Annotated in this window: 23 protein-coding genes; 10 read left to right on the plus strand and 13 right to left on the minus strand. The window is 44.7% G+C overall.

Annotated elements, in window-relative coordinates:
- Positions 1-46: 46 nt before the first annotated feature.
- The 5 genes from glpD to AB4133_RS12440 all read right to left on the minus strand — a co-directional run bounded on the left by glpD (position 47) and on the right by AB4133_RS12440 (position 6239).
- Positions 47-1606 carry a glycerol-3-phosphate dehydrogenase gene (glpD, locus tag AB4133_RS12420; RefSeq protein WP_372224625.1) on the minus strand — a complete coding sequence of 520 codons (1560 nt, stop codon included), beginning with the start codon at positions 1604-1606 and terminating at the stop codon, positions 47-49.
- 270 nt (positions 1607-1876) lie between these two features.
- Positions 1877-2662, minus strand: coding sequence for a DeoR/GlpR family transcriptional regulator (locus AB4133_RS12425; RefSeq protein ID WP_004732237.1), 786 nt, complete (start codon positions 2660-2662; stop codon positions 1877-1879).
- 260 nt (positions 2663-2922) lie between these two features.
- Entirely contained in the window at positions 2923-4443 is a 1521-nt protein-coding gene (gene glpK, locus AB4133_RS12430) for a glycerol kinase GlpK (protein ID WP_372224627.1), read from the minus strand.
- 59 nt (positions 4444-4502) lie between these two features.
- Positions 4503-5357, minus strand: coding sequence for an MIP/aquaporin family protein (locus AB4133_RS12435; protein ID WP_004732234.1), 855 nt, complete (start codon positions 5355-5357; stop codon positions 4503-4505).
- A gap of 450 nt (positions 5358-5807) precedes the next feature.
- Complete coding sequence (locus AB4133_RS12440) at positions 5808-6239, minus strand: PACE efflux transporter (protein ID WP_372224628.1); 432 nt, start codon at positions 6237-6239, stop codon at positions 5808-5810.
- Positions 6240-6366: 127 nt separating this feature from the next.
- Here AB4133_RS12440 and AB4133_RS12445 point away from each other — a divergent pair, with 127 nt between their 5' ends.
- A complete protein-coding gene (locus AB4133_RS12445; protein WP_372224630.1) occupies positions 6367-7257 on the plus strand; it encodes a LysR family transcriptional regulator in 891 nt (296 codons plus the stop codon).
- 89 nt (positions 7258-7346) lie between these two features.
- Here AB4133_RS12445 and arsB read toward each other — a convergent pair whose 3' ends face one another.
- From arsB to AB4133_RS12470, 5 genes are all read right to left on the minus strand, one after another.
- The gene (gene arsB, locus AB4133_RS12450) at positions 7347-8402 is read right to left on the minus strand and encodes an ACR3 family arsenite efflux transporter (RefSeq protein ID WP_372224631.1); all 1056 of its coding nucleotides are present in this window, start codon (positions 8400-8402) and stop codon (positions 7347-7349) included.
- Between the two features lie 109 nt (positions 8403-8511).
- Positions 8512-8853, minus strand: coding sequence for a helix-turn-helix transcriptional regulator (locus tag AB4133_RS12455; protein ID WP_017064015.1), 342 nt, complete (start codon positions 8851-8853; stop codon positions 8512-8514).
- 192 nt (positions 8854-9045) lie between these two features.
- Positions 9046-9453, minus strand: a complete 408-nt coding sequence (locus tag AB4133_RS12460; protein ID WP_029235181.1) for a glycine zipper family protein — start codon at positions 9451-9453, stop codon at positions 9046-9048.
- A 31-nt stretch (positions 9454-9484) separates the two neighbouring features.
- Positions 9485-10147 (minus strand): START domain-containing protein, encoded by a 663-nt coding sequence (locus AB4133_RS12465; protein WP_065583761.1) that lies wholly within the window; start codon positions 10145-10147, stop codon positions 9485-9487.
- Positions 10144-11307 (minus strand): glycosyltransferase family 2 protein, encoded by a 1164-nt coding sequence (locus AB4133_RS12470; RefSeq protein ID WP_017064013.1) that lies wholly within the window; start codon positions 11305-11307, stop codon positions 10144-10146. Before AB4133_RS12470 ends, AB4133_RS12465 begins: the two co-directional genes overlap by 4 nt.
- Positions 11308-11569: 262 nt before the next feature.
- Between AB4133_RS12470 and AB4133_RS12475 the strand changes: the two genes are divergently transcribed.
- The 3 genes from AB4133_RS12475 (at position 11570) to AB4133_RS12485 (ending at position 14438) form a co-directional block, all read left to right on the plus strand.
- Entirely contained in the window at positions 11570-12367 is a 798-nt protein-coding gene (locus AB4133_RS12475; RefSeq protein WP_017069716.1) for a Cof-type HAD-IIB family hydrolase, read from the plus strand.
- Between the two features lie 180 nt (positions 12368-12547).
- On the plus strand, positions 12548-13195 hold the full coding sequence (locus AB4133_RS12480; protein WP_017060931.1) for a DsbA family oxidoreductase: 648 nt from the start codon (positions 12548-12550) through the stop codon (positions 13193-13195).
- Between the two features lie 34 nt (positions 13196-13229).
- Entirely contained in the window at positions 13230-14438 is a 1209-nt protein-coding gene (locus AB4133_RS12485; protein WP_372224633.1) for a winged helix-turn-helix domain-containing protein, read from the plus strand.
- A 28-nt stretch (positions 14439-14466) separates the two neighbouring features.
- On the opposite strand, the gene AB4133_RS12490 is transcribed toward AB4133_RS12485, so the two are convergent.
- Positions 14467-15324: a LysR substrate-binding domain-containing protein gene (locus AB4133_RS12490; protein ID WP_372184920.1), complete on the minus strand. Its 858-nt coding sequence runs from the start codon at positions 15322-15324 to the stop codon at positions 14467-14469.
- Positions 15325-15430: 106 nt separating this feature from the next.
- Between AB4133_RS12490 and AB4133_RS12495 the strand changes: the two genes are divergently transcribed.
- The 4 genes from AB4133_RS12495 to AB4133_RS12510 all read left to right on the plus strand — a co-directional run bounded on the left by AB4133_RS12495 (position 15431) and on the right by AB4133_RS12510 (position 19933).
- Positions 15431-15754, plus strand: a complete 324-nt coding sequence (locus tag AB4133_RS12495; RefSeq protein WP_229648088.1) for a putative quinol monooxygenase — start codon at positions 15431-15433, stop codon at positions 15752-15754.
- A 3-nt stretch (positions 15755-15757) separates the two neighbouring features.
- The gene (locus AB4133_RS12500; RefSeq protein WP_372224636.1) at positions 15758-16732 is read left to right on the plus strand and encodes a Gfo/Idh/MocA family protein; all 975 of its coding nucleotides are present in this window, start codon (positions 15758-15760) and stop codon (positions 16730-16732) included.
- A 199-nt stretch (positions 16733-16931) separates the two neighbouring features.
- A complete protein-coding gene (locus tag AB4133_RS12505) occupies positions 16932-17270 on the plus strand; it encodes a hypothetical protein (protein WP_017060926.1) in 339 nt (112 codons plus the stop codon).
- 431 nt (positions 17271-17701) lie between these two features.
- Positions 17702-19933, plus strand: a complete 2232-nt coding sequence (locus AB4133_RS12510) for a hypothetical protein (protein ID WP_372224638.1) — start codon at positions 17702-17704, stop codon at positions 19931-19933.
- Positions 19934-19976: 43 nt separating this feature from the next.
- On the opposite strand, the gene AB4133_RS12515 is transcribed toward AB4133_RS12510, so the two are convergent.
- Positions 19977-20438: a hypothetical protein gene (locus AB4133_RS12515; protein ID WP_372224640.1), complete on the minus strand. Its 462-nt coding sequence runs from the start codon at positions 20436-20438 to the stop codon at positions 19977-19979.
- Between the two features lie 179 nt (positions 20439-20617).
- On the minus strand, positions 20618-21376 hold the full coding sequence (locus AB4133_RS12520; protein WP_010431743.1) for a DeoR/GlpR family DNA-binding transcription regulator: 759 nt from the start codon (positions 21374-21376) through the stop codon (positions 20618-20620).
- Between the two features lie 280 nt (positions 21377-21656).
- Here AB4133_RS12520 and ltnD point away from each other — a divergent pair, with 280 nt between their 5' ends.
- Both ltnD and otnK read left to right on the plus strand, forming a co-directional pair.
- A complete protein-coding gene (gene ltnD, locus AB4133_RS12525) occupies positions 21657-22571 on the plus strand; it encodes an L-threonate dehydrogenase (RefSeq protein ID WP_372224642.1) in 915 nt (304 codons plus the stop codon).
- Positions 22572-22573: 2 nt separating this feature from the next.
- Positions 22574-23830, plus strand: coding sequence for a 3-oxo-tetronate kinase (gene otnK, locus AB4133_RS12530; protein ID WP_017072297.1), 1257 nt, complete (start codon positions 22574-22576; stop codon positions 23828-23830).
- Positions 23831-23835 lie beyond the last annotated feature (5 nt).

Below are 23835 nucleotides of genomic sequence, written 5' to 3' on the forward strand. Positions count from 1 at the left end.
CTTTGTCATTATTTATATTCAGGAGCGGATAGTTTTGCTAGAAGAACTAACCGACTTGAGAAAAGTTCACCACAGTGCTTTCAAGATTCTCTTTTAAGTAGCTAGAAACTGCATGCTGCTCTGTTTCACTTAAGTACAGGCCAAGTTTGGTTCTGCGCCACAAGATGTCTTCGTCAGTCATCGCCATCTCTTCATTAATCAAGTAATCGATTTCAACTTGATAAACGCCATGGGCTTCGCTTGAGAACTGGATGCCAAGGTCAGCTTCGCTATTTGCGCCTTCCAGTAGCTTCCACGTGTAAGTACCAAATTGAGTCACGTAGCGAAGTAACAACGCTTCAGATGCCCAAGGGTATTTAGTGTGGATCATCTTCGCAAGCTGCTCTCTGCTGCAACTAAAGTTACCACCTGGAAGCGTGTCGTTCGCTGTCCATGGTGCACCCATGTTGGTTAGGTGTGGTTCTAACTTTTTAAGTGCCGCTTCGCCGAGCTTACGGTAAGTGGTTAGTTTGCCGCCGAAGATCGAAAGCAATGGTGCTTGATCAAGCTCTGCGTCCAATTCCAATGTGTAGTCACGAGTGATCGCTTGTGGTGAATCCGATTCGTCGTCACAAAGCGGTCTTACGCCACTGTATGTCCAAACCACGTCTTCACGACCAAGCTGTTTAACAAAGTGTTGGTTAACAATATCAATCAAGTAATCCACTTCGACATCATCAATTGCGACGTTACGTGGGTCGCCTTTGTATTCAAGGTCGGTGGTGCCGATGATCGAGAACTTATCTAGGTAAGGGATCATGAACACAATGCGATTGTCTTTGTTTTGCAGAATGTACGCTTGTGGTTCGTCATGAATGCGTGGCACAACAATGTGTGAGCCTTTGATAAGACGAATGTTACGAGGCGAAGCCTGCTCTAATCCATCATCAAAGAACTGTTTAACCCAAGGACCAGCTGCGTTAACCAGCGCTTTTGCTTTGCGTTCAAAGCGTTGGTTTGTCATGACATCAAGGATCGTCACATGCCAAATACCACCTTCGCGATGCGCTTTTTCAACACGGCAGTAGTTACGTACTTCTGCGTTGTTTTCTTTTGCTGCCAACACGTTGAGCAATACCATACGAGCATCATCCACCCAGCAATCTGAGTATTCGAAGCCTGTCTTCATTTCTGGTTTCAGTAGCCCTGATTTTGCTAGGTTGACTGTCTTACTTCCAGGAAGAGTGGTGCGCTTACCCAAGTTATCGTAAAGGAATAAGCCACAGCGGATCATCCAAGCTGGGCGTAAAAATGGTCGATGAGGTAAACGGAAACGCATTGGTTGAGCAACATGAGGTGCTTTTCTTAACAATACTTCGCGTTCTGCAAGCGCTTCCGAAACCAAACGAAACTCGTAATGTTCAAGGTAACGTAAGCCACCGTGGATCAGTTTTGAACTTGCAGATGAAGTAGCAGAAGCAAAATCATTTGCTTCGTATAAGCCAACGTTGAGACCACGACCTGCTGCATCTGCCGCGATACCTGCACCATTGATGCCGCCGCCAATCACGATCAAGTCTAAAGTGGAAGATGTACTGTTGTTTGAATTATTTTGTTGAGCACTCATGATTTTGACCTCTTGCTGAGCGAACGAGCATTTTAGAACATAAGTGAATCCTATCTTAACTTTCGTTTGCGGTCATTTATTATTTTCGTTTATGCGCGTTTTATGTGATTTGGACATAAAAAAACCTCTGCTTATGAAAGCAGAGGTTCAAATAAATCTAATTCGAGCATAGAAGCGACACTGGTAGTGAGCAAGTTTTACTTTTTTAACTTTTCTATAAAGAATCGTGATTCGTTTAAGAAAATGGCTTCACTGAGCACTTATGTTGAGTTATTCGCTCACAGGACGAGCGGTATCAATCACTTCTAATGGTATTGCTGAATCTTTAAGGATGTTGAGAATCTCTTCCGGTGGTTGCTTATTAGTAAACACCATGTGTGCCTGAGAGATATTGCCGAGCTTAACCATCGCGTTACGGCCAAACTTAGTGTGGTCGACGGCTAAGAAGATACTGCGGCTGTTTTCGATGATGGCTTGTTTCACTCGAACTTCATGATAGTCAAAATCGAGCAGTGAGCCGTCAAAGTCGATACCACTGATCCCTAAAATGCCGAAATCAAGACGGAACTGTTTAACGAAATCTAGTGTTGCTTCACCTACGATGCCGCCATCACGGTTTCTCACTTCGCCACCCGCCAAGATAACCTTTATCTCTGGGTTTGGAAGAAGGATGCTGGCAACGTTAATGTTGTTGGTGACAACTCGTAATTGTTTGTGATTTTTATTGAGCGCGCGCGCCACCGATTCTGGCGTAGTGCCGATATCAACGAACAAGGTTGCACCATCTGGAATGTGTTTTACCAGCTCGTCGGCAATCACATCTTTTTCATTGAAGTTAAGCGCTTTACGCGTGTTGTAAGAGGTGTTTTCTGAGCTAAGAGGAATGGTTGCACCACCATGATAGCGACGAATTTTGTTGCTATCGGCCAGTTCGTTTAGGTCTCGTCTGATGGTTTGTGGGCTGACATCGAACTTTTCAACGAGCTCTTCGGTACTTACATATCCTTGTGTTTTTACCAGATCTACAATCTGCTGGTGTCTTGGTATCTGTTTCACTTAACTTACCACTCCCTGCGCGCAAAGGGCTCTAGCGCGTCAAAATCGAAAATATAAACTCACGCTATTGTGCTCGAATTGATGAAAAGAGAGAAGTAATGATGGTAAGGAATCATGTCTAAACCGCAAAAACGGTGCTCAGAGCGGAAAATTTGAGCCCGAAACGCAAAAAAGAGCACAAAACAGTGCTCTTTTTAGTTTCGTTTACTGAGGTTCGAACAATTCAATCGACATGAAAGTGATTATTCGAATGCTCGATTTTACTCTTCGTCGTCATCGTGCAGTTCAGACCAAACTTGTGCACATTTGATAGCACGCTTCCAGCCTTTGTAACGGCGGTTACGCTTCTCTTCATCGTGGTGTGGCATAAAGGTACGGTTTAGAACCGCTTTGCCTTGAAGCTCGTCAATGCTATCCCAGAAACCAACCGCAAGACCTGCAAGGTAAGCGGCACCCAGGGCCGTTACTTCCGTTACTTCAGGACGGTGAACTTCAGTATCCAGCACGTCTGATTGGAATTGCATTAGGAAGTTGTTCGCTACTGCGCCGCCATCAACACGTAGGTTTGCTAGCTTGATGCCAGAGTCCGCTTGCATCGCGTCTAGTACGTCACGCGTTTGGTAAGCAATGCCTTCCAAGGTTGCACGGATGATGTGGTTGGAGTTAACACCACGAGTTAGGCCAACGATCGTACCGCGAGCGTAAGCATCCCAGTATGGTGCGCCTAAGCCTGTGAATGCAGGAACCACGTAAACGCCGTTTGAAGAATCTACTTTAGTTGCGAAGTACTCAGAGTCTTCTGCGCCAGCCAGCAGCTTCATCTCATCACGTAGCCATTGGATTGATGCGCCGCCCATGAATACTGCACCTTCAAGTGCGTATGCAGGCTCACCTTTAGGACCACATGCTAGCGTTGTTAGTAGGCCGTTCTTTGATGTTACTTTCTCTTGGCCTGTGTTCATTAGAAGGAAACAACCTGTGCCGTAAGTGTTCTTAGCTTGGCCTGCTTCTACACACATTTGACCGTAAAGTGCAGCTTGTTGGTCACCCGCAATACCCGCGATTGGGATACGAGTACCGCCTTTACCCCCAAGGTTCGTTTGACCGTAAACCTCAGAAGAGCGCTTCACTTCAGGCATCATGATTGCTGGAATGCCCATTTCATCAAGTAGCTTCTGATCCCAGCATAGGTCGTTGATGTTGAACAACATAGTACGTGACGCGTTGGTGTAATCCGTAACGTGTACACGTCCTTGAGTCATTTTCCAAACCAACCAAGTATCAACTGTACCGAACAGTAATTTGCCAGCTTCAGCGTCTTCGCGAGCGCCTTCAACGTTGTCTAGAATCCATTTTACTTTGGTACCTGAGAAATACGGGTCAAGGACTAAGCCTGTATTGTCACGTACGTAGTCTTCTAGGCCACGCGCTTTAAGGTCTTCACAGATATCTGCTGTACGGCGACACTGCCATACGATTGCGTTATAAACAGGCTTGCCTGTCTCTTTGTTCCAAACAATGGTGGTTTCACGTTGGTTCGTGATACCAATGCCCGCTAGCTCATCGCTGCGGATGCCTGCTTTAGCAAGAGCTTCAACCAATGTAGAGCTTTGAGTCGCCCAGATTTCCATTGGATCATGCTCAACCCAACCCGCTTTCGGGTAAATCTGAGTGAATTCTCGTTGAGAAGAACTAACGATGTTTGCATCGTGATCGAGGATTACAGCGCGAGAACTTGTGGTGCCTTGGTCTAGGGCAACAATGTATTTTTGCTCGGTCATGGTAAGAATCCTTTTTCTTTCGTTATTTATATTTTAGTAAATGTAAGGTCGCTTAGGGATTAAGCTTGAGCTTGTTCAGCTTCTTCTTCTGTTTCACATTGGTTTGGAATTGTGCAGCCTTGGCCTTCTACTGGTAGGTAAGCACCGATAACACGTGGGTACAACCAACCACCAAAACACGCACCAGCAATTGGAGCAAGAATTGGAACGATGAAGTAAGGAATATCACGAGCACCGCTTAGTGCGAAATCCCAACCTGCAAAGTAAGCGAACAGTTTTGGTCCGAAGTCACGAGCAGGGTTCATTGCAAAGCCAGTCAGTGGACCTAAAGAACCACCGATAACCGCGATAAGAATACCGATCAGTAGAGGGTTCATTGCACCGCGAGACGCGCCGTTGTTCTCATCACCTAACGCTAAAATGGCAAACATCAACACTGCTGTAATCACGAATTCCACAGCAAAAGCGCCGAAGAAAGAGAGTGAAGCATGTGGGTAAGTCGAGAAGATACCAGCAGTTGATAGTGCGTCTTGGCTGCTACGAACGAAGTTATGTGCGATTTCGTAGTCAGTAAATAGGTTGCTGTACAGGCTGTAAACCAATGCTGCAGAGCAGAAAGCGCCAAGCAGTTGCGAAATGATGTAAGGCACCACTTTCGCTTTATCGAAGCCATGGAACATGGCCAGTGCAATCGTTACGGCTGGGTTGATGTGTGCGCCTGAAACGCCGGCAGTACAGTAAATTGCAATCGCAACACCGAAGCCCCAGATGATGCTGATTTCCCATTGTCCGAATGTCGCACCAGTTAATACCAGAGCGGCCACACAGCCAACGCCAAAGAATATGAGTAATCCTGTACCGATAAATTCAGCCAAGCATTGCCCAAATAAAGAAGGGTGTTTGTTTGTTGTCATGTTCGAGTCCTTTTTAGTTTTGCTTATCTAGCACGTGTATTGTGCATGTATTTGCGAACTCGAAAATAAACGAACATCAAAAGTGAGTGTTTGAGCATAAAATTGTTAATTAAAGTCACTTGAAATGTTAATCCGAACACTTTTGCTCGAAAAAGAAGCTTGTATGGACGCTATTGCGCGAATGTATGTCCCGTGAGGTCGCTAAAAGTACCTGTATGTAAGCAGATGCACAACTGGTACGAGGAGTTAATGGTTGGATTTGTGATGCTGATTCTCGAGTGGTGGTTTATTAAACTTGGATCTTGTGGACTTATCCAGGGTCTCAAATGTTGGAAAAGCGTTAACAAACAAGGATGTACTTAAGCTATGACAAAAAATGCCAGATCCATACTGAATCTGGCAATTCGTTTTGTTTATCGCTCGGTGATGATATTTGAGCGAATCGGTGAATTAATTTAAAGCGTTAACTTTGCCTTGTGTAACAAAGTAGTCTCTTACTGAATCGTACGCCCAGTTAAATCCGATAGCGTACAGCACGAAGAAGATAACAATTCCGATATCCATTACTAGTACTGTCCAGAAATCGAGTTGAAGTACCCACATCAGTAGCGGGAACGTCACCAGCATCAAACCCAGTTCGAAACCTAAGCCGTGCAGAACACGTGTTTTCTTGGTTCGTTTGCTGCGGTCAGCACCGTAAATCTTGTCGTAACCGTAGTTGTAGACGTAGTTCCACGTCATCGCAATCAGCGATAAAGACAGCGCCAAGCCTGCCATTTTTACTGCTCCGCCACCGACAATGTAAGTTGCCGCCACGGCCATCAAAATCAAAGCTGCTAATTCAAATAGCACCATGTGTAACATGCGTTCTTTATGTGACATCTTTTTACTCTCTTTATGTTTTCTAGCCTCTATGGGCTAATGACTTGTCTAGATAATATCTATTTAAGTGATAATATAAAGATAGTTAGCATCACATTTGGTGATAGTAAGTGTTGGGAGAAACTGAATGTACAACATAGAACAGCTGAAGATGTTTGTGTATGCCGTTGAATTAGGGTCATTTTCTGCCAGTGCTCGCGAGTTAGGTAAGGTACAGTCGGCGGTGAGCCAAGGTATCAGTAATCTTGAAATAGATTTTAATGTTGAGCTTTTTGATCGTTCGACTCGAAAGCCTTCACTAACCAAAGCAGGCGAGCAGTTATTTAAACAGGTGAAAGCGATCGTGCTTCAGGTTGAAGATCTGAATGTGACGGTTAGTGCGATGGGTAGCGGTGAAGAGGGGCTCATCAAAATTGCATTAGATGATTCATTACTGGTTCCGAACTTATCTAAGATCCTTAGTCAGTTCAGTCAACAATTCCCTGCTACTGAAGTTGAACTGGTTGCGTATACCACAACAGAGGTCAATCCGTTAATTATCGAAGAGAGGGCCGACATTGGATTGATGTTTACCAACTTGGCTTTTGATGTCGGTTCTGAGCCATGCTTTATCGGTCACTTACCGTTTATTGCTGTGTGTCATCCAAGTCATGCGCTCGCAAAAACAGGTGTCGCGAAACTCCCTGATTTACTCCCACATCGTCAGTTAGTGTTGAGGGGAGACAAGGGGAAGGTGATGGATCAGTTTCCGATGATTGCCGGTAAAGTGTGGTGGTCAAACAGCTTTATTGTGATCAAAGAGATGGTACTCGGCAGTGATATTGGCTGGGCATACTTACCGAAACACCTTGTTGAAGAAGAGCTTATTAAACAGCGCTTGGTAGAGGTGAATGTGTCATTTGACCATAAAACTTGGTCGCCTCCGGTTGATCTTGTTCTGTCTAAAACACGCTCAAAAGGTCCTGCATTACTTTGGCTTGAACAAGCATTGAAAGGCCTATTAGACGAAACTGAATAAAGAAAAGGCTCACCGTTTAACGTGTGAGCCTTTCTGTTCAAAGTGATGCTGCTTTTTGTTAGTTCTAGTTCTAGGTGTAGACGTAGATGCTATACGCTAGGTTTAACCGTCTGACCGTTGTAGTACTTGTCTTTCATCTTAAGCGCCACGTTCACAAGGTAAATCAGCACAGGGACTTCAATCAGTGGACCGATAACGCCTGCAAACGCTTGGTCTGAGTTGATACCGAATACTGAGATAGCCACGGCAATCGCTAGCTCGAAGTTGTTACCTGTTGCTGTAAATGCAATTGATGCGTTCTTGTCGTACTCGATGCCCATCTTTTTACCGATGAAGAAACTGATGAAGAACATCGCAGTGAAGTAGATAGTCAGTGGAACCGCAATTAATAGAACGTCCATTGGCAGTTCAACAATCATTTCACCTTTCAGGCTGAACATCAGAACGATAGTCGCCAGTAGTGCAATCAGTGTGATTGGAGAGATGCGTGGAATAAATACGTCGTTGTACCACTGCTCGCCTTTCATCGACACAAGGATCTTACGGCTTAGGAAGCCCGCTAGGAATGGGATACCTAGGTAGATAAGTACACTGTGTGCAATGTCGATCATCGAGATATCAACCATCATGCCTTCGTAACCAAATACTGGTGGAAGAACGCTGATGAATAGCCACGCCATAAAGCTGTAGCTCACCACTTGGAATGCACTGTTTAGAGCAACCAATGCCGCGCCGTACTCTTTGTTGCCGCCGCCGATGTCGTTCCAAACCAGAACCATTGCCACACAACGAGCAAGACCAATCAGAATCACGCCGACCATGTAACCTGGGTGGTCACCCAAGAAAGTCAGTGCCAATACAAACATCAGAATTGGACCAACGATCCAGTTCATGATCAAAGAGAGCTTAATGGCTTTCTTATCTTTTACCACAGTGCCTAGCAGGTTGTAGTTAACTTTAGCCAGAGGTGGGTACATCATTAAGATAAGGCCAACCGCAAGCGGAATGTTAGTGGTGCCAACAGACATTGAATCGTTCCACTGTTCGATCTGTGGGAATAGGGTGCCGAGTAGTACACCAAGGCCCATGGCAATAAAAATCCACAGTGTTAAGTAGCGATCTAGAAAACCTAACTTTGGTTTCATGATAATCTCTCTTAGTTGATATCGTAAATCGTCGAAAAACGATTGGTTGTGGCAAAAAAACACGCTTAAAAGTACAGGCTATCAAAGCCGATCATTCAAGCGTGAACTTCTATTTTAAAATGCTGTTAAATATCGATTCGAAGCGTTGAATATTGTCGCGGTCGATGCGGTAACACATCTTCGGCGGAATCGACTCAGCCGTAATAAAACCTGAGGCTTTCAATATTCTTAAGTGCTCTGATACCGTTGATTGAGCTAAACCCAATTCACTCACCAGATCACTGTTCAAGCAGCCGCCCGATTTTTCTAACGTGGAAAGGATACTCAATATACGTATTCTTGCTGGGTGAGCGAGTGCTTTCGCCAGTGCGGCCATTTGCTTTTCTGCTTTAGCATCACCGTGTTCGATGGGCAGAGAACAGCCACCAGATGTCGAGCAAGTTGAGTTCATATTGACGTCTCACTTTCATTAATCGTTAAAAGACGATTAATGATAAGCCTATTTTAAATAGGGGTCAATGCTCACTGTCTATTTGAACGAACTTTAAGGTGGCGATTCAGGGACTATGGTTGAACTCTGCTTTGACTCAGCTACGCAAAATGGCGTGAACATCGATTAAACGCCATTTTGCTCGGTTATCCGCTAGTTAAGAACGGTATAGCCTCGGTTGATCATACAGTTACGATTCACTTGAAACTTCTGCTGCTCAGATAGCTCGGCGGATTGTCTTTTTTGAGCACCGTGCTTTAAAGCGCCGCTGATAATACCGATGCCAGCACCAATTTTTGCACCATCATGACCACTCCCGCCAGAGACGGCTCCACCAACCGCACCCAGCGCTGCACCCTTAGCGGTTGAACCGACAATATCGCTGCCAAGAGAATCGACCTCTTCAGGCTTCACTTGTTGAGCGTATTGCTCACATTCATACAGATCGGCGTGATACTGTGTTTCATCAACACCTTTAGTATCGACAATGATTTGATTAGCAAATACTGAACTTGATGCTACAAGCAATATCGCTGCGATTGGAGAGAATGGAAATTTCACAATATAGACCTCTAGAGTATTCATTGCATTGTTAAAGTGACGTGTAGTTCTCGATGAAATCAAGGCGACGATCGGTGTACTCACCAGAATCCAACATCTTAGATAACCCGCGAAGCGTGTTGTAAGGCTGAGAAACGGCCACCATGTTAATGAGCCAATACGGAATATCGCCACCTGGATCACTCAATACTCGATAAGAGATATGGGTGGTGTTTTCGTCGATTGGTGTCAGGATCCAACTCGCCTCTAATTCAGCCACTCTGATGATTTTTTTATTATTGTTTGGCAGGTAATCAGGCCTACCATGCTGATCAATGGTGACAACCATCGTCTCTGGATCTTGAGTGATGACGTTCTCTACGATAGCTTCACGATCGGCAACTGGCCAAGGTGCCTTGGTATAGGTTTTGGTGATCGTGTGCGCCGCACTAAAATGCTCTATTTCTTCCATGTCATCGATGTTTTCTACCCATTGCGTGCCAACAGAGGTATCGATAAAGAGTGCGATAATAGAAGTGAGGGACGCGTTGATGTCGCCTTCTGCTCGAAATTCTTTAAAGTGACTGCCTTCAATTTTACGGTTATAAACCTCGATGCCTTTTTTATCGCGTGCCAGTGACCAGCCATCGGTGTCTGATGCAAACACCGAAACTGAACAAGCAAGAAGAAGCAAAGTAATAATCTTATTCATCATGTTAATGAGCGCCCTTTCCAGCTGATTTTATTGGTTTTAGATAAGCGGTAACTGTTCAGCACGAGTAGGCTTTGAACACAAATACCGAAGGGTACGGTTAACGCAAATTTTGCGGGAACAAACAGTTCCTTAACCAAAATGAAGTAGGTGACGATCGACACCAAGAGCATCACAGAGCTGACAATGAGCGAATAAGCATGAATGGCAGACATGTCACTGATGAAGGCGTTCGCCGATACCAGCATCAAAAGCGGTCCCGCCCATGCGATGATGTTGGCTTTGATGAAGACTTTTAAAGCTTGTGCTTGCGATTGACAATTCACAATAAGATTCATGTTTTTGGAAAAGCCAGCCCAGATTGAGTTGAAGTCTGAATACATGTGCGTACTCATTAGTTTGTCTGCAAATGCCCAGAAAATCTTAAATCCATTGACCTTCATGACTTTTGCAAAGGCGATGTCTTCCGATATCGCGTTTGCTACTGCGGCGTGTCCACCGACTGCGTCGTAGGATTTTCGGGTAAACAACATCGCCTGACCGTTAGCAATCGCTTCTTCCTTAGTCATGTCGTTCGAGTTTTTAAAGTTCATATAAGATGCGATCGATAGAAAGATGCCCGGCAAGGTCGCTTTTTCTGCCACAGACGCAAAAGTTTGTTTTGGATTAAACGATAAGAGATCAGTTTTTTGTTGGATAGCAAAGTCGATAACGCTCTGTAGCATCGCGGGTGCTGAATCGGTATCTGCATCAATGAAATACACATATTCACCGCTCGCGTTGAGTGCGCCAGCCATACATGCATTGCTCTTACCAAGCCATCCGGTCGGTAACGTTCTACCTGAAATACAGCGCGCGTTAACGTCGAACTTACTGATCAATGCTTCTACTTTTGCACGGGTTGAGTCAGTAGAAAAGTCATCAACAACAATGACTTCAAACTTGTCTTTTGGGTAGCTCTGCTTCAATAGAGAGCCAAGGCTGATTTCAATATTGTCTTCTTCATTTCGCGCAGGAATAATGACGGAAACAGTCGGCCACTCAGTTCTTTTGAACGATATTTTAGGTTCAATGTGAATACGATGGCGCTCTAAGTTCGCAAGTGTGATTAGAAACTTGACGGTAACGATGCAAAGCAAGGTCGTAATAATAGCTAAAATCATAATGACTGTGGTCGGAATAAAGTGATGGAGAGACAGGAAAGAATATAGTGGAGTGTGACCTAACGCACATCTTGTATGTAGGACTTAACCCTTCAAACTGGAATGCGCTTCTGTTAGCGTTTGCCTTGGAAAGATGTGAAACAGTGACTGACAGGCGGTAAAATAAGCATTGTATTCACCAGCGACTCTAGCGATATAATCGAACCCAGAACCGTTACTCAAGATAACGAATGATCATAATCCAATAATAGGTACGCCCGACATGCCCCAACAAAACATCAAATTTATCGCGACTGATATGGATGGCACCTTACTCGATGAGCATGGAAAGCTCGACCCTGAGTTTTTCAATCTTTATGAGCGCTTAGAAGCGCAAGATATTATTTTTGCTGCCGCGTCTGGCCGCCAGTATTACAGCTTGCTAGAAACATTTTCCCCGCTTAAAGATCGCATGATGTTTATTGCTGAAAACGGCACATTAGTGATGCACAAAGGCCAAGAACTTTACAGCTGCTTGCTTGATACCGATGCCATTAAAGAGATCATTAAAGAAGCTCGAGCTATTGAAGGCGCGCATGTGGTGCTATGCGGTAAGAAATCGGCATACATCGAAACCAAAGATGAGCGTGCTCTGGCGGAGATCTCTAAGTACTACCATCGCCGTGAGCAAGTAGAAGACTTACTGGCGGTAGAAGACGATTTCATCAAGGTGGCTATCTGTCACTTCGACGGTTCACAAGAGAAAGTGAACCCAACTATTGATGCCAAATTCGGTGAGAACTACCAAGTGGTTGTAAGCGCAAAAATTTGGTTAGATGTGATGAACGCTGAAGCGTCAAAAGGTGCGGCGATTAAACATCTACAGAACACATTAGGTTTCACTTACGAGCAGACCATGAGCTTTGGTGATTACCTAAATGACTTGGAAATGCTTAAAGAGAGCTACCACTCTTACGCGATGGAAAACGCGCATCCAAAGTTAAAAGAGATCGCGCGTTTTGGCGCGCCAAGTAACGTTGACGCGGGTGTGTTCCAAGTACTTGAGAAGTTGCTAGCGTAACGCTCTTAAGCTAGATTCGATTTTTATCAAAGCCAACTCGTGAAAATGAGTTGGCTTTTTTGTTGGCTGCTGTTGTATTGAGTTAAATTTGAACGAGTGTTCAGCTTGTTGTAGTCTAACCAGAAAGATGGGTATTCACTTTGAATTGGATACGCCTTAGTAACGATATTTGGAATGATTATGAGCAAGAAACTTCAACTTGATATTATTTCTGACGTAATGTGCCCGTGGTGCGTAGTCGGTTACAAAAACTTAGAGCTAGCCGTTGCGGAACTTGGTTTAGAAGACCAGATTGAACTTGAATGGCAGCCGTTTGAGCTTAACCCTGACATGCCACAAGAGGGCGAAAACCTGCGTGCCCATATCATGAGAAAATACGGTTCTAGCGCAGAAGAGAGCCAACGTTCACGAGAACAGCTTTCGGCTCGCGGCCAAGCGGTTGGTTTCGATTTCAATTTCTATGACAGTATGAGAATGGTCAATTCACGTCATCTACATGTACTTCTCGATTTTGCACTAGCGCACGGCAAACAGACTGAGTTAAAGCTACGCTTCTTTGCTGCTCACTTCACAGAGCAAAAAGACCTGTCCGATCTTGAAGTCATTGCACAAGAGCTTGAAGCGGTTGGCTTAGACTCAACGAAGGCACTGAAGCGCCTAAAGAACACCGACAACTTGAAGCAAATTGAAGCGCAAGAGTTTGAATGGCAACGCATGGGGATCTCTGCGGTTCCTACTGTGGTGTTCAACCGTAAGAGTGCAGTAACGGGCGCGCAGACGGTAGAAACCTACAAGCAGATTCTTCAAGAGCTTATTGCTGAATCATAAACGGATCATTGCTATCAATTAGAGTCTGAATTTCATGGAATCACTGTCACTCGCTCAAGCGCAAAAACTGGTATTGCTTTCGCAAAAGCTGCCGCCTAAGAAGTTGCCACCTAAAAAGCAACGCAATGGGGGCGCTTTGGCGAACACGTTGTCTGCGATTGAAAACCTTGGCTATGTGCAAATTGATACCATCTCTGTGATTCAGCGAGCTCACCACCACACGCTTTGGAATCGCAATCAAGATTACCAACTGAACCATCTTGATAAGCTGTTAGAGCGTCGAGAAGTATTTGAGTATTGGTCGCATGCCGCCGCGTATTTACCCATGCGTGACTTCCGATTCAGCCTACACCGCAAGAATGGCTTTGCGAGCGGTAAGCTCAAGCATTGGTATAAAAAGAATGACGCACTGATGGCTCATGTTCTCAAACGTATTGAGAATGAAGGGCCGTTGATGGCGAAAGATTTTGAAGGGGATAGGCCAAACCCCGGCGGTTGGGGCGGTAAACCGGCCAAGCAAGCATTAGAAACATTGTTCATGCAAGGCGACTTAATGGTGCCAAGCCGAGTTAACTTTCATAAGGTGTATGACCTAACCGAGCGAGTTTTACCGAGCGGAATTGATACCTCTGAGCCGACAGAACAAGAGTACATCGAGCATCTGATAACACGTTATTTAGAGGCTAACGGAGTTGGAATAGCGTCGGAAATGAGCTACCTACTCAAGAACACAAAGCCTTTGATTCAGAGAGCACTCCAACAGATGCTTGAAGATAAGCAGGTTCTGAAAGTAGATATTCAAGGCTCTGATTACTATGTCCTGCCAGGTGCTTTTGAACTGCTGAATCAACCTCTTTCCAGAACCAAGCTTAAGATACTGTCTCCGTTTGATAACCTGCTGATTCAACGAAAGCGAATGCAATCATTGTTCAACTTTGATTACCTCCTAGAATGCTATGTTCCAGAGGCCAAGCGTCAGTTTGGTTATTTTAGCTTACCGATTCTGTGGCAAGGTGAGCTGGTGGCACGAATGGATTGCAAGGTCGACAGGAAGAGTGGTTTGCTCAATATCTGTAACTTGGTTGTGGAAGAGCGAATTAAAAACCATGAGTTGTTGGTTCATGCTTTATGCGATGAACTAAAACACTTCATGGTGTTCAACCAATGTGATGAGATGATCGTCCATAACACCACGCCCTCTGATCTTGGCAAGCGCTTGATGAGCCAATGGCAAACAGTCTAGCGGTCTTTGTTGTTTAGAAAGCGCTTAGTTACTCAGCAAACGCAGCTAACAAGAACTCGACAAAGGTTCTGTTCTTCAACGACAGTTGCTTGGTTTTGTAGAGCAAGTGAATCGGCTTTGGTAACGGCGCCATGCCGGGTAGGATTTCCAACAGCGCTCCACGATCAATCTCTTCTGCGACTAAGATAGTCGGTTGCAACAACACGCCCACACCCTGCAGGGCGGCATACCGCAACACATCACCATTATTCGACATCAAGCGCACACGTTCTTTATTCGGTGTGGCGTGAGGAGCTTGGCTGCTGTAACTGAATCCAAGCGATGGGTGTTGTGCCAAGTCTTCTAATACTCTGATCTGAGCATGTTGGTTAAGGTATTCGGGCGCCGCGCAATAACACATCTCATAATCCCCTAAATACCTTGCGACCAAGCTTGAATCGGACAGGTCGCCAATTCGCACAATCAGGTCAATGTCGGATGAATAAGGGTCGACAAGGTCATTATTCAACATCAGCTCAACGTTGATGGTTGGGTGATGTGCGAGAAATTTGGCCACGATAGGGGCGAGCACCTTGTTTCCATAGGTAACTGGGCAGTTAATTTTTACCGTGCCTTGCGGTTGATTTTCTAAGGTTTGAATCAGGTTCTCTGCATTGCTGATGTCTTCGAGAATTCGCTTACACTCACGATAGTAAAGTTGTCCTGAATCGGTTAACGATTGCTTACGCGTGGTGCGGTGGATCAGCTGAGAGTTCAGACTGGTTTCTAATGAATGGACATGCTTACTGATCATGGTCGCCGACAGGTTGAAGTGGTTTGCGGCGCTGCGAAAGCTACCTTGTTCCACCACATAGACGAAGACTTTCATGCTGGTTAACTTATCCATTGAACACTCTTGGTTGATAAACAATAAACAAAAGGTGAGTTTATCAATTATTAGGGGTTAATTATATTAATGGCAAACCGATAATTAACTAAAATAAGAGTGTGCAATGCCTCAAACGAATGAAACTATCTTTGTTACTGCCGAACTTAAGATCAAAACCAACATAGAACGAGCAGCTGCGCTCGAAGCTATCGAACAGTTTTGTTTAGACATGCAAAGCGAACCGGGCTGCCTACAAGCAATTGCAACCTATGATCAAAGCCAAAGCGATCGTGTGATCTTGCTTGAGCAATACGTAAACCGCGAGGCGATCAATCAGCACTTTGTGATGCCTCATACCCAAGCGTTTATTGAGCGTGATATTACCGAGTTGGTTCAAGCATTCGAAACGCAACGTGGGCCTATCAAAGCACAAGAGCAGGAGATCTAAGACATGAAATGGGGAATCCTAGGAACCAGCTTTATCTCAGGCGTAATGGCGGATGCGATTAAAGGCGATGCTCAAAGTGAGCTGTATGCTGTTGCTGGACGCACAGAGAAAACACTCAATGAGTTTGCTGCCCAATACCAGCCAACACGAACCTTCAACAACTATGAAGCCTTGATTGAAGATGAGTCGGTCGACATTATCTACATTGCTCTACCAAACCACGTTCATCATGAGTATGTGATTAAAGCGGCTCAAAAAGGCAAAGCGATCTTGTGTGAGAAGTCTTTGTCGGTAGATATGGAAAAAACCGAGCAAGCTTTACTAGCCGTGAAAGAAGCGGGCGTATTCTTTGCTGAAGGTTTGATGTATTTAAACCATCCACTTATCACCAAGCTTCATCAAGAACTGGCAACTGGTGAGATTGGCGAAGTGCGTTCAATTCAAGGTTCCTACGTTGCGGCGATTGATCAGTTCGTGAATCCTGCGAGCAAAGGCGCGCTATACAACCTTGGCTGTTACCCAATGTCGCTGATTCACTCTGTTGCGCAGCAGCAATTTGGTGAGAGCGTGTTCGATGACGTGCAGATCTCAGCAATCGGTCGACGAGGCGAAGATGGCAATATCTGTGAATCGTCGGCGATGATGCATTTCAACGACCGTTTTACCGCACAAATCCACACTGCTGAAGACCACGGTTTAAAGCATGGTTTTACGATTCTAGGTAGCAAAGGCTGCATCACACTCGACACCAACCCATGGCTACCGACCGAAGAAAATACGTGTACGGTAGAGATCTATGAAACGTCGAAACGTGAAGTGAAAGTCGAAGCGCAAGGCGATGGCTTCCATTATCAAGTGCGTAATATTCGCCAAGCGGTTGAGCGAGGTGACACACAACTTGCTGCGCCAATGGCAACTCATCAAGACTCTCGCGTAACCATGAAGTTATTAACTGATTGGGAACAAGCGGCGAGCTAATGTTTTAGTAAATTCTATACTCGTCTCATGTTTGATCGCCTCGTAAGCTATCAAACATGAGGCGTTTCCTCTATATCTTCCAGTCGACTCTCCCCAATAAATACTTTGCATTTGAAACCGCCACAGTGTCCAATATCAGGTAGTACGAAACTGACCGAAAAACCTTATTTTTTAAGGTGTTAAATAGGACCTTTGCCGCATGCGTAAATCAGATAAGAAAATCGAGAATCAAATCAGAGACGTGTTAACTGACGTTTGTGAAGACACGCTGAAAGGCTTCGATGGTTTTTTGTGGGTGACTCACTCGGTCAACTTTTCCTCTTTTCCGCAAAGTTTGAAAATTGTCTGTGTATTCGATACCAATCAGGATAGAACGAACTTCTTAAGTGGCGAAGGTCAACAGAGTGTCTCAGGGGCTATTCAACAAGCGTTCAATCAAGTTGGAATTCAACTGAAGAATATCGATAAGCATGTTAGCTACGATACGCAAGAAAATTGCGATCGCGACCATCAAGGGAAGTGGAACAAGAGGCTTTAAGGAGCGTTGTCATCGTTCTTGTTTAGACAGCCTATCCAAATTGAGTTTCAATAGTGTGGCGCTCAAACTGAGATTCGATACAGCAAATCCAAGTCCTATTCTGAGTTCTAGGCTCTGATAACTTCTCATCTTCCAAACCGTATTATTCTCATTTTGAGAAAATCTGAGCTGATTTCTCGTTAGCCGGAGATACTTGGTTTCCAAATAAAATTAAAATCACAAAAACTTATATTTTCCTTAATGCATTGATTTTGAATCGGCATTTGCTCGTTTTACTTGCCACCGATGAAACAAGACAGACGAGCACTTGAACAATAGAGCCATGTAGTCGATACTTTTTTCGTATTTTGATTCCTAAATTGACACGTAAGTTGGCTGACTTTTCGTTTTGTGATTTAAGGCATGACAGTATCGATTAGGAAATTTGAATCATGAAAACCTACATTTCTGGGCTGCTCGCACTCATACCGTCATGTTTAATCGCTGGTTACGCTTTTGCTGTTGGTACAGCGGTTGTGCTGCCAGGGCAACATGAAGTTGGTGTTGATCTTTTGGGCTCCCCACTATCTACGAATGCCGTCATTGATTGGGAAATTTCCAACAGTGATATTGTGTTCGGAGCTTATGCCGACAAAGCCGACAATGAGCGGGCCACGACAATTGGTTATATGTACAACCAAGTCATGGCGATGAACTCGGGTTGGTTGGAGAACGATCTCCGTAACCAAGCTGAGTTAGAAGGCCTCAATTTCGAAGACTATTTCCTGCACTTTTCTGAAGATACTGTCATTGCCGAAGTTGATAAAACTCATGGCGAAAAGACCCTTTTAAACCGAAAACCTATGATCTTGGGTTATACAGCCAGTGAAGACCATGCTGGTTTTTGGTTGTATCAAGAGCCTCCGTGGGATGCCGATGTGTTTGAGAATTTCGAACAGGGTGGGGCTTTGTATGTCTATCATGCTGAACAGTTCGAACGGCTGACCTTTAAGTTCTCACAGTTTGCTGGCAGCGGTGAATTTTGGATTGAATACCCAACTGCTATTGATTCTCAGGGTAGGGTTTCACAATGGGAAAGGCTTGATGTAAAGAAAGACAAAACGCTCAATATGACCAAAAACCAATCGGTGATCTGGAACCTTCCGGATAACTGGTTAAGAGCTACAACTCATGATGGGAGCGGTGCGAGTTATGGCGGCGGCCAGTATTTTGGTTCAACCTTTTTGAGAGATGGTGGGCGCTTATACGTTGTGAGAGTTCGTTGGCAAAGTGAGAATGCCGACGACAGGCCGCGTTTAAAAGAAGTAAAACTCAAAAACAGTTTTCCAACCGTCAAGTTAACCGATGCTCCGACTTCAACCCCGGACGGCAATGCTATCAGCCAATGGCGAAAAATCCGTGGTTTTGATGTGTCTGCAGACCTAGATGGTGATAACTACTTGTCGCCAAGCGAGTATCGAAATCGAACCAATAAGAACGCGACAGCACGTTTTCGTTGGGAATCAAGAGTGGTGCCATTTGGTCGAATGTGGAGCGCTAACTCATCTTGGTCGCTAACGAACGTCGCAAACGCGGATTATCTATCTGCTATTCATCGCTACTACAAGCAAAGCTGGGCAAGCCAAGGTTTGAATGGTGCGTACAACGACGACACAAATAAGCTTATTGGTTCGAATCAGTTCTATGTTCATTCTGGCGGGCATGTTCAAGAGTTAGGAGCTGTTGCGGGTTCGAATCAAGCGGATGATCTCTATAAACAACAATTTTCAGCGTTTCTGAAAAATCTATCTGCTTTAGAAAGTGATGCGTCGATTGGGTTGAATATCGGAACCGCGAACTTACTGGGTCGAAATGGACAGTCTCATCTTAGCGAGGCGGGATCTCTGTATTTACGCGAGCACTACATTTTTCCGTCTACTGGGTTTAGTGGTTACTCGGGGATCTCTAAATTCTGGGATAATTCTGCGCTCGCCTATAATGGACAAAGTGTAATTTTTCAGGCGACAACGCGTTATGGGCGAGTTCAGTACCTTGAAAATAGTGAAGAGAATTGGAAGCAAGACCAATACTCGACCCTAGCGATCTACCACCTCAATCGACACGCTCAACATAGCTACTTTAATCAGTGGAACAATGGTTACGTCTATGGAAGTGGCAATACGACGGCTGAGATTTTCTGGCAAAGTGGTGTCCCTAAAAACATCGCCTACCAACCAAGTTCGTTATTGGCTGTTGATTTGGGAGAGCCGAGTCATCAAATCCCACATGGCTTTGCGCCGATTCCTTTGATGCTATCGACAACGACACCTCAGCCCGCTGACTACACCATCGTTGGCGATGCCTCGATGAACGAAATGGTGCATGCTGATCTGCCCAATGGCATGACTCACGTTCTACCGACGTTCACGTACTTTATGTATCAATCTGAAAATCAGGTGGTTGCTGGTGGCCCTGAGGACATGGTGTTAGCGAGAGAGTTCAGCAATGGTCGTGTGTTGTATCGCACGGATTTCCACGGTAAGAATCCGAGCTTTTATGACGCGGCAAAACTCACCATCGCGCTGAATGTTCCAATGAAACCTGTTGATGCTAACGGTAACGTTGGTGACTATGTGAGTGAAATCGAAATTGGCGGTTATGAAGGGCTGTTCTTACTTTATTAGAACTAATGCGAGTGAGCACTTTCGAACCAGAGCAGACTAGAGCTTAGGCTCGGGATATCAGCTTATTCTTTTTACACAGCTTAAACTCTTTGGCGATCCACGATTGCTCGTTTAATCCATTGTCGATTAAAGCAAAAAGGTAACCATCGACTTTGCTTGAAGCCGCAAGGTACTCCTGAAAAGCGTGCTTAGGGTAGGCGGGGTAATCCGTTTCGTATTGAGCGTCTAACTGCTTACCGAGTTGACGCCATTTTACAAATAACTCTGAAGAGGACGTTTCAACCTTATATTGGCCTAAAATGCGTTGGTGATGGGTTAACGCCACTTTAGCGCAGTGGTTGGTCTGTACGACTTTTTGTATCAATTCAACTTGTTCTTCACTCATGGTTTTCGCCAGTACATTCTCTTGTTCGATGCGTTCCATTCGCTCACTAAACGTTTCGGTGTGCGCGGAAAATACAAAAGTAACGGGTAAAACCAATGCCAAAAGGCGCTTGAAAAACATAACCTAACTCGTTGAATGGACTCATGACTATTATGCCGACCAACGACAATATTATTAATGAATAAACACGCTTAACTGTAAAAATTATTTTTATCGAGTGGATAAATAAATGTTCTTGGAATTGGGTTATTCAGGCTCTGAATGTTTGGTTGGTGAGCCTGAAAATTGATGAGGATCCGTTACGAATTAATTACCTTAATACCTTTGTCTTGAAGTTCATCAATCACACTACTCGAAAGATCAATATCGGTGATCACGCCATCAAGCGCGCTTAAATCTAAGGCGTGGAAGGTAGCGATGCGCCCGTATTTGGTTGAGTCTGAAATCAGATAGTTTGAATTAGCTGCTTGAACAATGGCTTGTTTGACTAACACCTTATTTTCACAAGGTGTCGAGAGCCCTTTTAGATTCCAAGATGAAGAAGAGATAAACGCAATATCAATATTCATCCCTGCCAAAAACTCAGCCACTTTACCCCCAATACTCGATTGATTTTCACGGTCAATCTTGCCACCAGTATGGTAAATCTCAGATTGTGTGTTGTTCATTAGGTACGCGGCAATTGCGAAGTCATTGGTGATGATAAGCAGATCATCTCGCCCTGCAAGTTGGTGGGCGATCTCCAAAGAGGTTGTTCCAGCGTCTAAGTAGATAGTCGAATACTTAGGAACCAATTGAGCCGCTAGTTGACCTATTTGAGCTTTTTCGCTTGCTTGCTGTTCTACCTTTATGTCGTGTGACAATTCGCTGTGAAGTGCTTTAGTCAGCTGAACACCGCCCGAAACTGAAATCACTTTCCCTGATGTCTCTAGCTTTACGATATCTCGACGAATAGTCATATGAGACACCTCTAAGTGCTCAACAAGCTCAGAAATACTGATCACTTCTTGGTGTGATAATAGTGACAAAATGGTTCTCTGACGTTCCGCTGGAATCATGATTCTTCTTCTATGTTCTTATTTTTCATCATCCTATCAATCTTTGGTTGTTTTGTGAATATCTGTGAATATCTGTTGTGAAATAGCAATTAGAACTGTGATTGCTGCCGAAATTACCCTTATCTAATGCCTCTAAAGGGTTAAATTACTCATTAATGTTAACTTTTGTTAAATGTGTGACTTGTCACTAAGTCGCATTCGATTGCTTCACATATAATCACAAACATAAACAAGAATTAACAAATCTAGAATTCAATAATTACGTGAAAGGCATCTTGCTATGAAAGAAGTTCAATCTGTTGGTGTTATCGGTTTAGGTTCTATGGGCATGGGCGCAGCGAAGTCATGCGTGCGTGCAGGCCTTGATGTATATGGTTTCGATTTGAATCCGCAAGCGCTTGAAAACTTGGGTGAATATGGCGCAAAAGCGGTCTCTACAAGCGCGGTTGAGTTTGCCGACAAACTTGATTCAGTTTTGGTATTGGTTGTGAATGCAGCTCAAGTTAACACGGTACTGTTTAAGACTGGTCTTGCGGCGGCACTGAGACCTAACACGCCAGTTATGGTCTCGGCAACGATCTCAGCAGAAGACGCGAAACAAATCGAAGCTCAGCTTGCTGAACATGATCTTGTGATGCTGGATGCGCCAGTGTCCGGCGGTGCAGTAAAAGCAGAAGCGGGTGAAATGACGATTATGGCTTCAGGTGCGGTGACCACATTTGAAGCACTGGCTCCGGTACTCGATGCGACGGCGGCAAAAGTTTACAACATCGGTGAAGCTATTGGCCTTGGTGCGACTGTAAAGATCATCCACCAATTACTTGCAGGTGTTCACATTGCTGCAGGCGCTGAAGCAATGGCATTAGCAGCTCGCGCGAATATCCCTCTAGATCTGATGTACGACGTTGTGACTAACGCAGCGGGTAACTCGTGGATGTTCGAGAATCGCATGAAGCACGTAGTCGATGGTGATTACTCTCCAAAATCTATGGTTGATATCTTTGTGAAGGATTTGAACTTGGTATCAGATACCGCTCAAAACCTGAAATTCCCACTCCCATTATCAAGTGCTGCACTGAACATGTTCGTTAGCGCGAGTAATGCTGGATTTGGTCAAGAAGACGACAGTGCAGTGATAAAAGTCTTCCAAGGTATTGACCTGCCGGGTGTAAACACGTCAAAGGCGGAGAAATAATCATGTTATTAGGTGTTATTGCAGACGACTTTACAGGTGCAACAGACATTGCTGGTTTCTTGGTTGAAAACGGTATGCGCACTGTTCAACTGAATGGGATTCCAACGGGAGAGTTTGACACATCAGCAGATGCTGTGGTGATCAGCCTTAAATCTCGCTCTTGCCCAGTTGACCAAGCGGTGACGGATTCGGTTACTGCGCTTAAATGGCTTCAATCTCAAGGTTGCCAACAGTTTTACTTTAAATATTGCTCAACGTTCGACAGTACCGCTGAGGGCAATATTGGTCCCGTAACAGATGCACTTTTGGCGGAACTTGGAGAATCTTTCACTATGGTTTGCCCTGCATTGCCAGTAAATGGTCGCACGGTTTACAACGGTCACTTGTTTGTTTTTGGTGAGTTGCTCAGTGATTCAGGTATGCGTAATCACCCTGTTACACCAATGACGGATTCAAGTGTGGTTCGAATGATGGACGCACAATCAGAAGGTGTTTCCGGTTTAGTTAACTTTCAAACGATTGAACAGGGCGCTGATGCGGTTACCGCTCGTTTTAACGAACTCAAAGCTCAAGGTAGTCGCTACGCCGTGGTAGACGCATTTAATGCAGAGCACTTGGTGACGTTAGGTCAAGCGGCTAAATCTCTGAAACTAATCACAGGTGGCTCAGGCCTAGCTGCTGGTATCGCTAAAAATTGGACAGGACATCTTGCTGACCAAAGTGATGCAAAACATGCCGGCAGCCCAGTCAAAGCACCAACCGTTGTGTTCTCTGGTTCTTGTTCAGTGATGACTAACCAACAAGTTGCGGTATACAAGCAGCTCGCTCCTCACTTTGCTATCGATGTGAAGGCTTGCTTAACCAATGATCAATACGCCAATGATGTGTTCGATTGGGTGATGACCAATAACCAAGGCGAGTTTGCTCCTTTGGTTTATGCAACCGCAGATGCCGCCGCACTGAAAGCCATTCAAGAAGAATACGGCGCACAAGCTTCAAGCCACGCCGTTGAACAGTTTTTTAGTCAACTCGCTATCAAACTGCACCAACATGGTGTGAAAAACTTCATTGTTGCTGGTGGTGAAACATCAGGCGTAGTGACGCAAAGTCTAGCCGTGAAAGGTTTTCATATTGGCCCTCAAATCGCACCAGGTGTGCCTTGGGTGAGGTCGGTTGAAGGTGATCTTTCATTGGCACTTAAATCTGGCAACTTTGGTGATGAAAACTTCTTCGCTAAAGCTCAATCATTCTTTTCATAAGCGAG

Origin of the sequence: Vibrio sp. 10N.286.52.F8 (assembly GCF_041468745.1) — a bacterium.
Taxonomy (GTDB): Bacteria; Pseudomonadota; Gammaproteobacteria; order Enterobacterales; family Vibrionaceae; genus Vibrio; species Vibrio crassostreae_C.

Bases quoted from the DNA above. Each gene is read 5' to 3' on its own strand.
- glpD (WP_372224625.1), bottom strand. From the start codon at position 1,606: ATGAGTGCTCAACAAAATAATTCAAACAACAGTACATCTTCCACTTTA.
- glpK (WP_372224627.1), bottom strand. From the start codon at position 4,443: ATGACCGAGCAAAAATACATTGTTGCCCTAGACCAAGGCACCACAAGT.
- AB4133_RS12435 (WP_004732234.1), bottom strand. From the start codon at position 5,357: ATGACAACAAACAAACACCCTTCTTTATTTGGGCAATGCTTGGCTGAA.
- AB4133_RS12440 (WP_372224628.1), bottom strand. From the start codon at position 6,239: ATGTCACATAAAGAACGCATGTTACACATGGTGCTATTTGAATTAGCA.
- AB4133_RS12445 (WP_372224630.1), top strand. From the start codon at position 6,367: ATGTACAACATAGAACAGCTGAAGATGTTTGTGTATGCCGTTGAATTA.
- arsB (WP_372224631.1), bottom strand. From the start codon at position 8,402: ATGAAACCAAAGTTAGGTTTTCTAGATCGCTACTTAACACTGTGGATT.
- AB4133_RS12455 (WP_017064015.1), bottom strand. From the start codon at position 8,853: ATGAACTCAACTTGCTCGACATCTGGTGGCTGTTCTCTGCCCATCGAA.
- AB4133_RS12465 (WP_065583761.1), bottom strand. From the start codon at position 10,147: ATGATGAATAAGATTATTACTTTGCTTCTTCTTGCTTGTTCAGTTTCG.
- AB4133_RS12470 (WP_017064013.1), bottom strand. From the start codon at position 11,307: ATGATTTTAGCTATTATTACGACCTTGCTTTGCATCGTTACCGTCAAG.
- AB4133_RS12475 (WP_017069716.1), top strand. From the start codon at position 11,570: ATGCCCCAACAAAACATCAAATTTATCGCGACTGATATGGATGGCACC.
- AB4133_RS12480 (WP_017060931.1), top strand. From the start codon at position 12,548: ATGAGCAAGAAACTTCAACTTGATATTATTTCTGACGTAATGTGCCCG.
- AB4133_RS12485 (WP_372224633.1), top strand. From the start codon at position 13,230: ATGGAATCACTGTCACTCGCTCAAGCGCAAAAACTGGTATTGCTTTCG.
- AB4133_RS12490 (WP_372184920.1), bottom strand. From the start codon at position 15,324: ATGGATAAGTTAACCAGCATGAAAGTCTTCGTCTATGTGGTGGAACAA.
- AB4133_RS12495 (WP_229648088.1), top strand. From the start codon at position 15,431: ATGCCTCAAACGAATGAAACTATCTTTGTTACTGCCGAACTTAAGATC.
- AB4133_RS12500 (WP_372224636.1), top strand. From the start codon at position 15,758: ATGAAATGGGGAATCCTAGGAACCAGCTTTATCTCAGGCGTAATGGCG.
- AB4133_RS12505 (WP_017060926.1), top strand. From the start codon at position 16,932: ATGCGTAAATCAGATAAGAAAATCGAGAATCAAATCAGAGACGTGTTA.
- AB4133_RS12510 (WP_372224638.1), top strand. From the start codon at position 17,702: ATGAAAACCTACATTTCTGGGCTGCTCGCACTCATACCGTCATGTTTA.
- AB4133_RS12515 (WP_372224640.1), bottom strand. From the start codon at position 20,438: ATGTTTTTCAAGCGCCTTTTGGCATTGGTTTTACCCGTTACTTTTGTA.
- AB4133_RS12520 (WP_010431743.1), bottom strand. From the start codon at position 21,376: ATGATTCCAGCGGAACGTCAGAGAACCATTTTGTCACTATTATCACAC.
- ltnD (WP_372224642.1), top strand. From the start codon at position 21,657: ATGAAAGAAGTTCAATCTGTTGGTGTTATCGGTTTAGGTTCTATGGGC.
- otnK (WP_017072297.1), top strand. From the start codon at position 22,574: ATGTTATTAGGTGTTATTGCAGACGACTTTACAGGTGCAACAGACATT.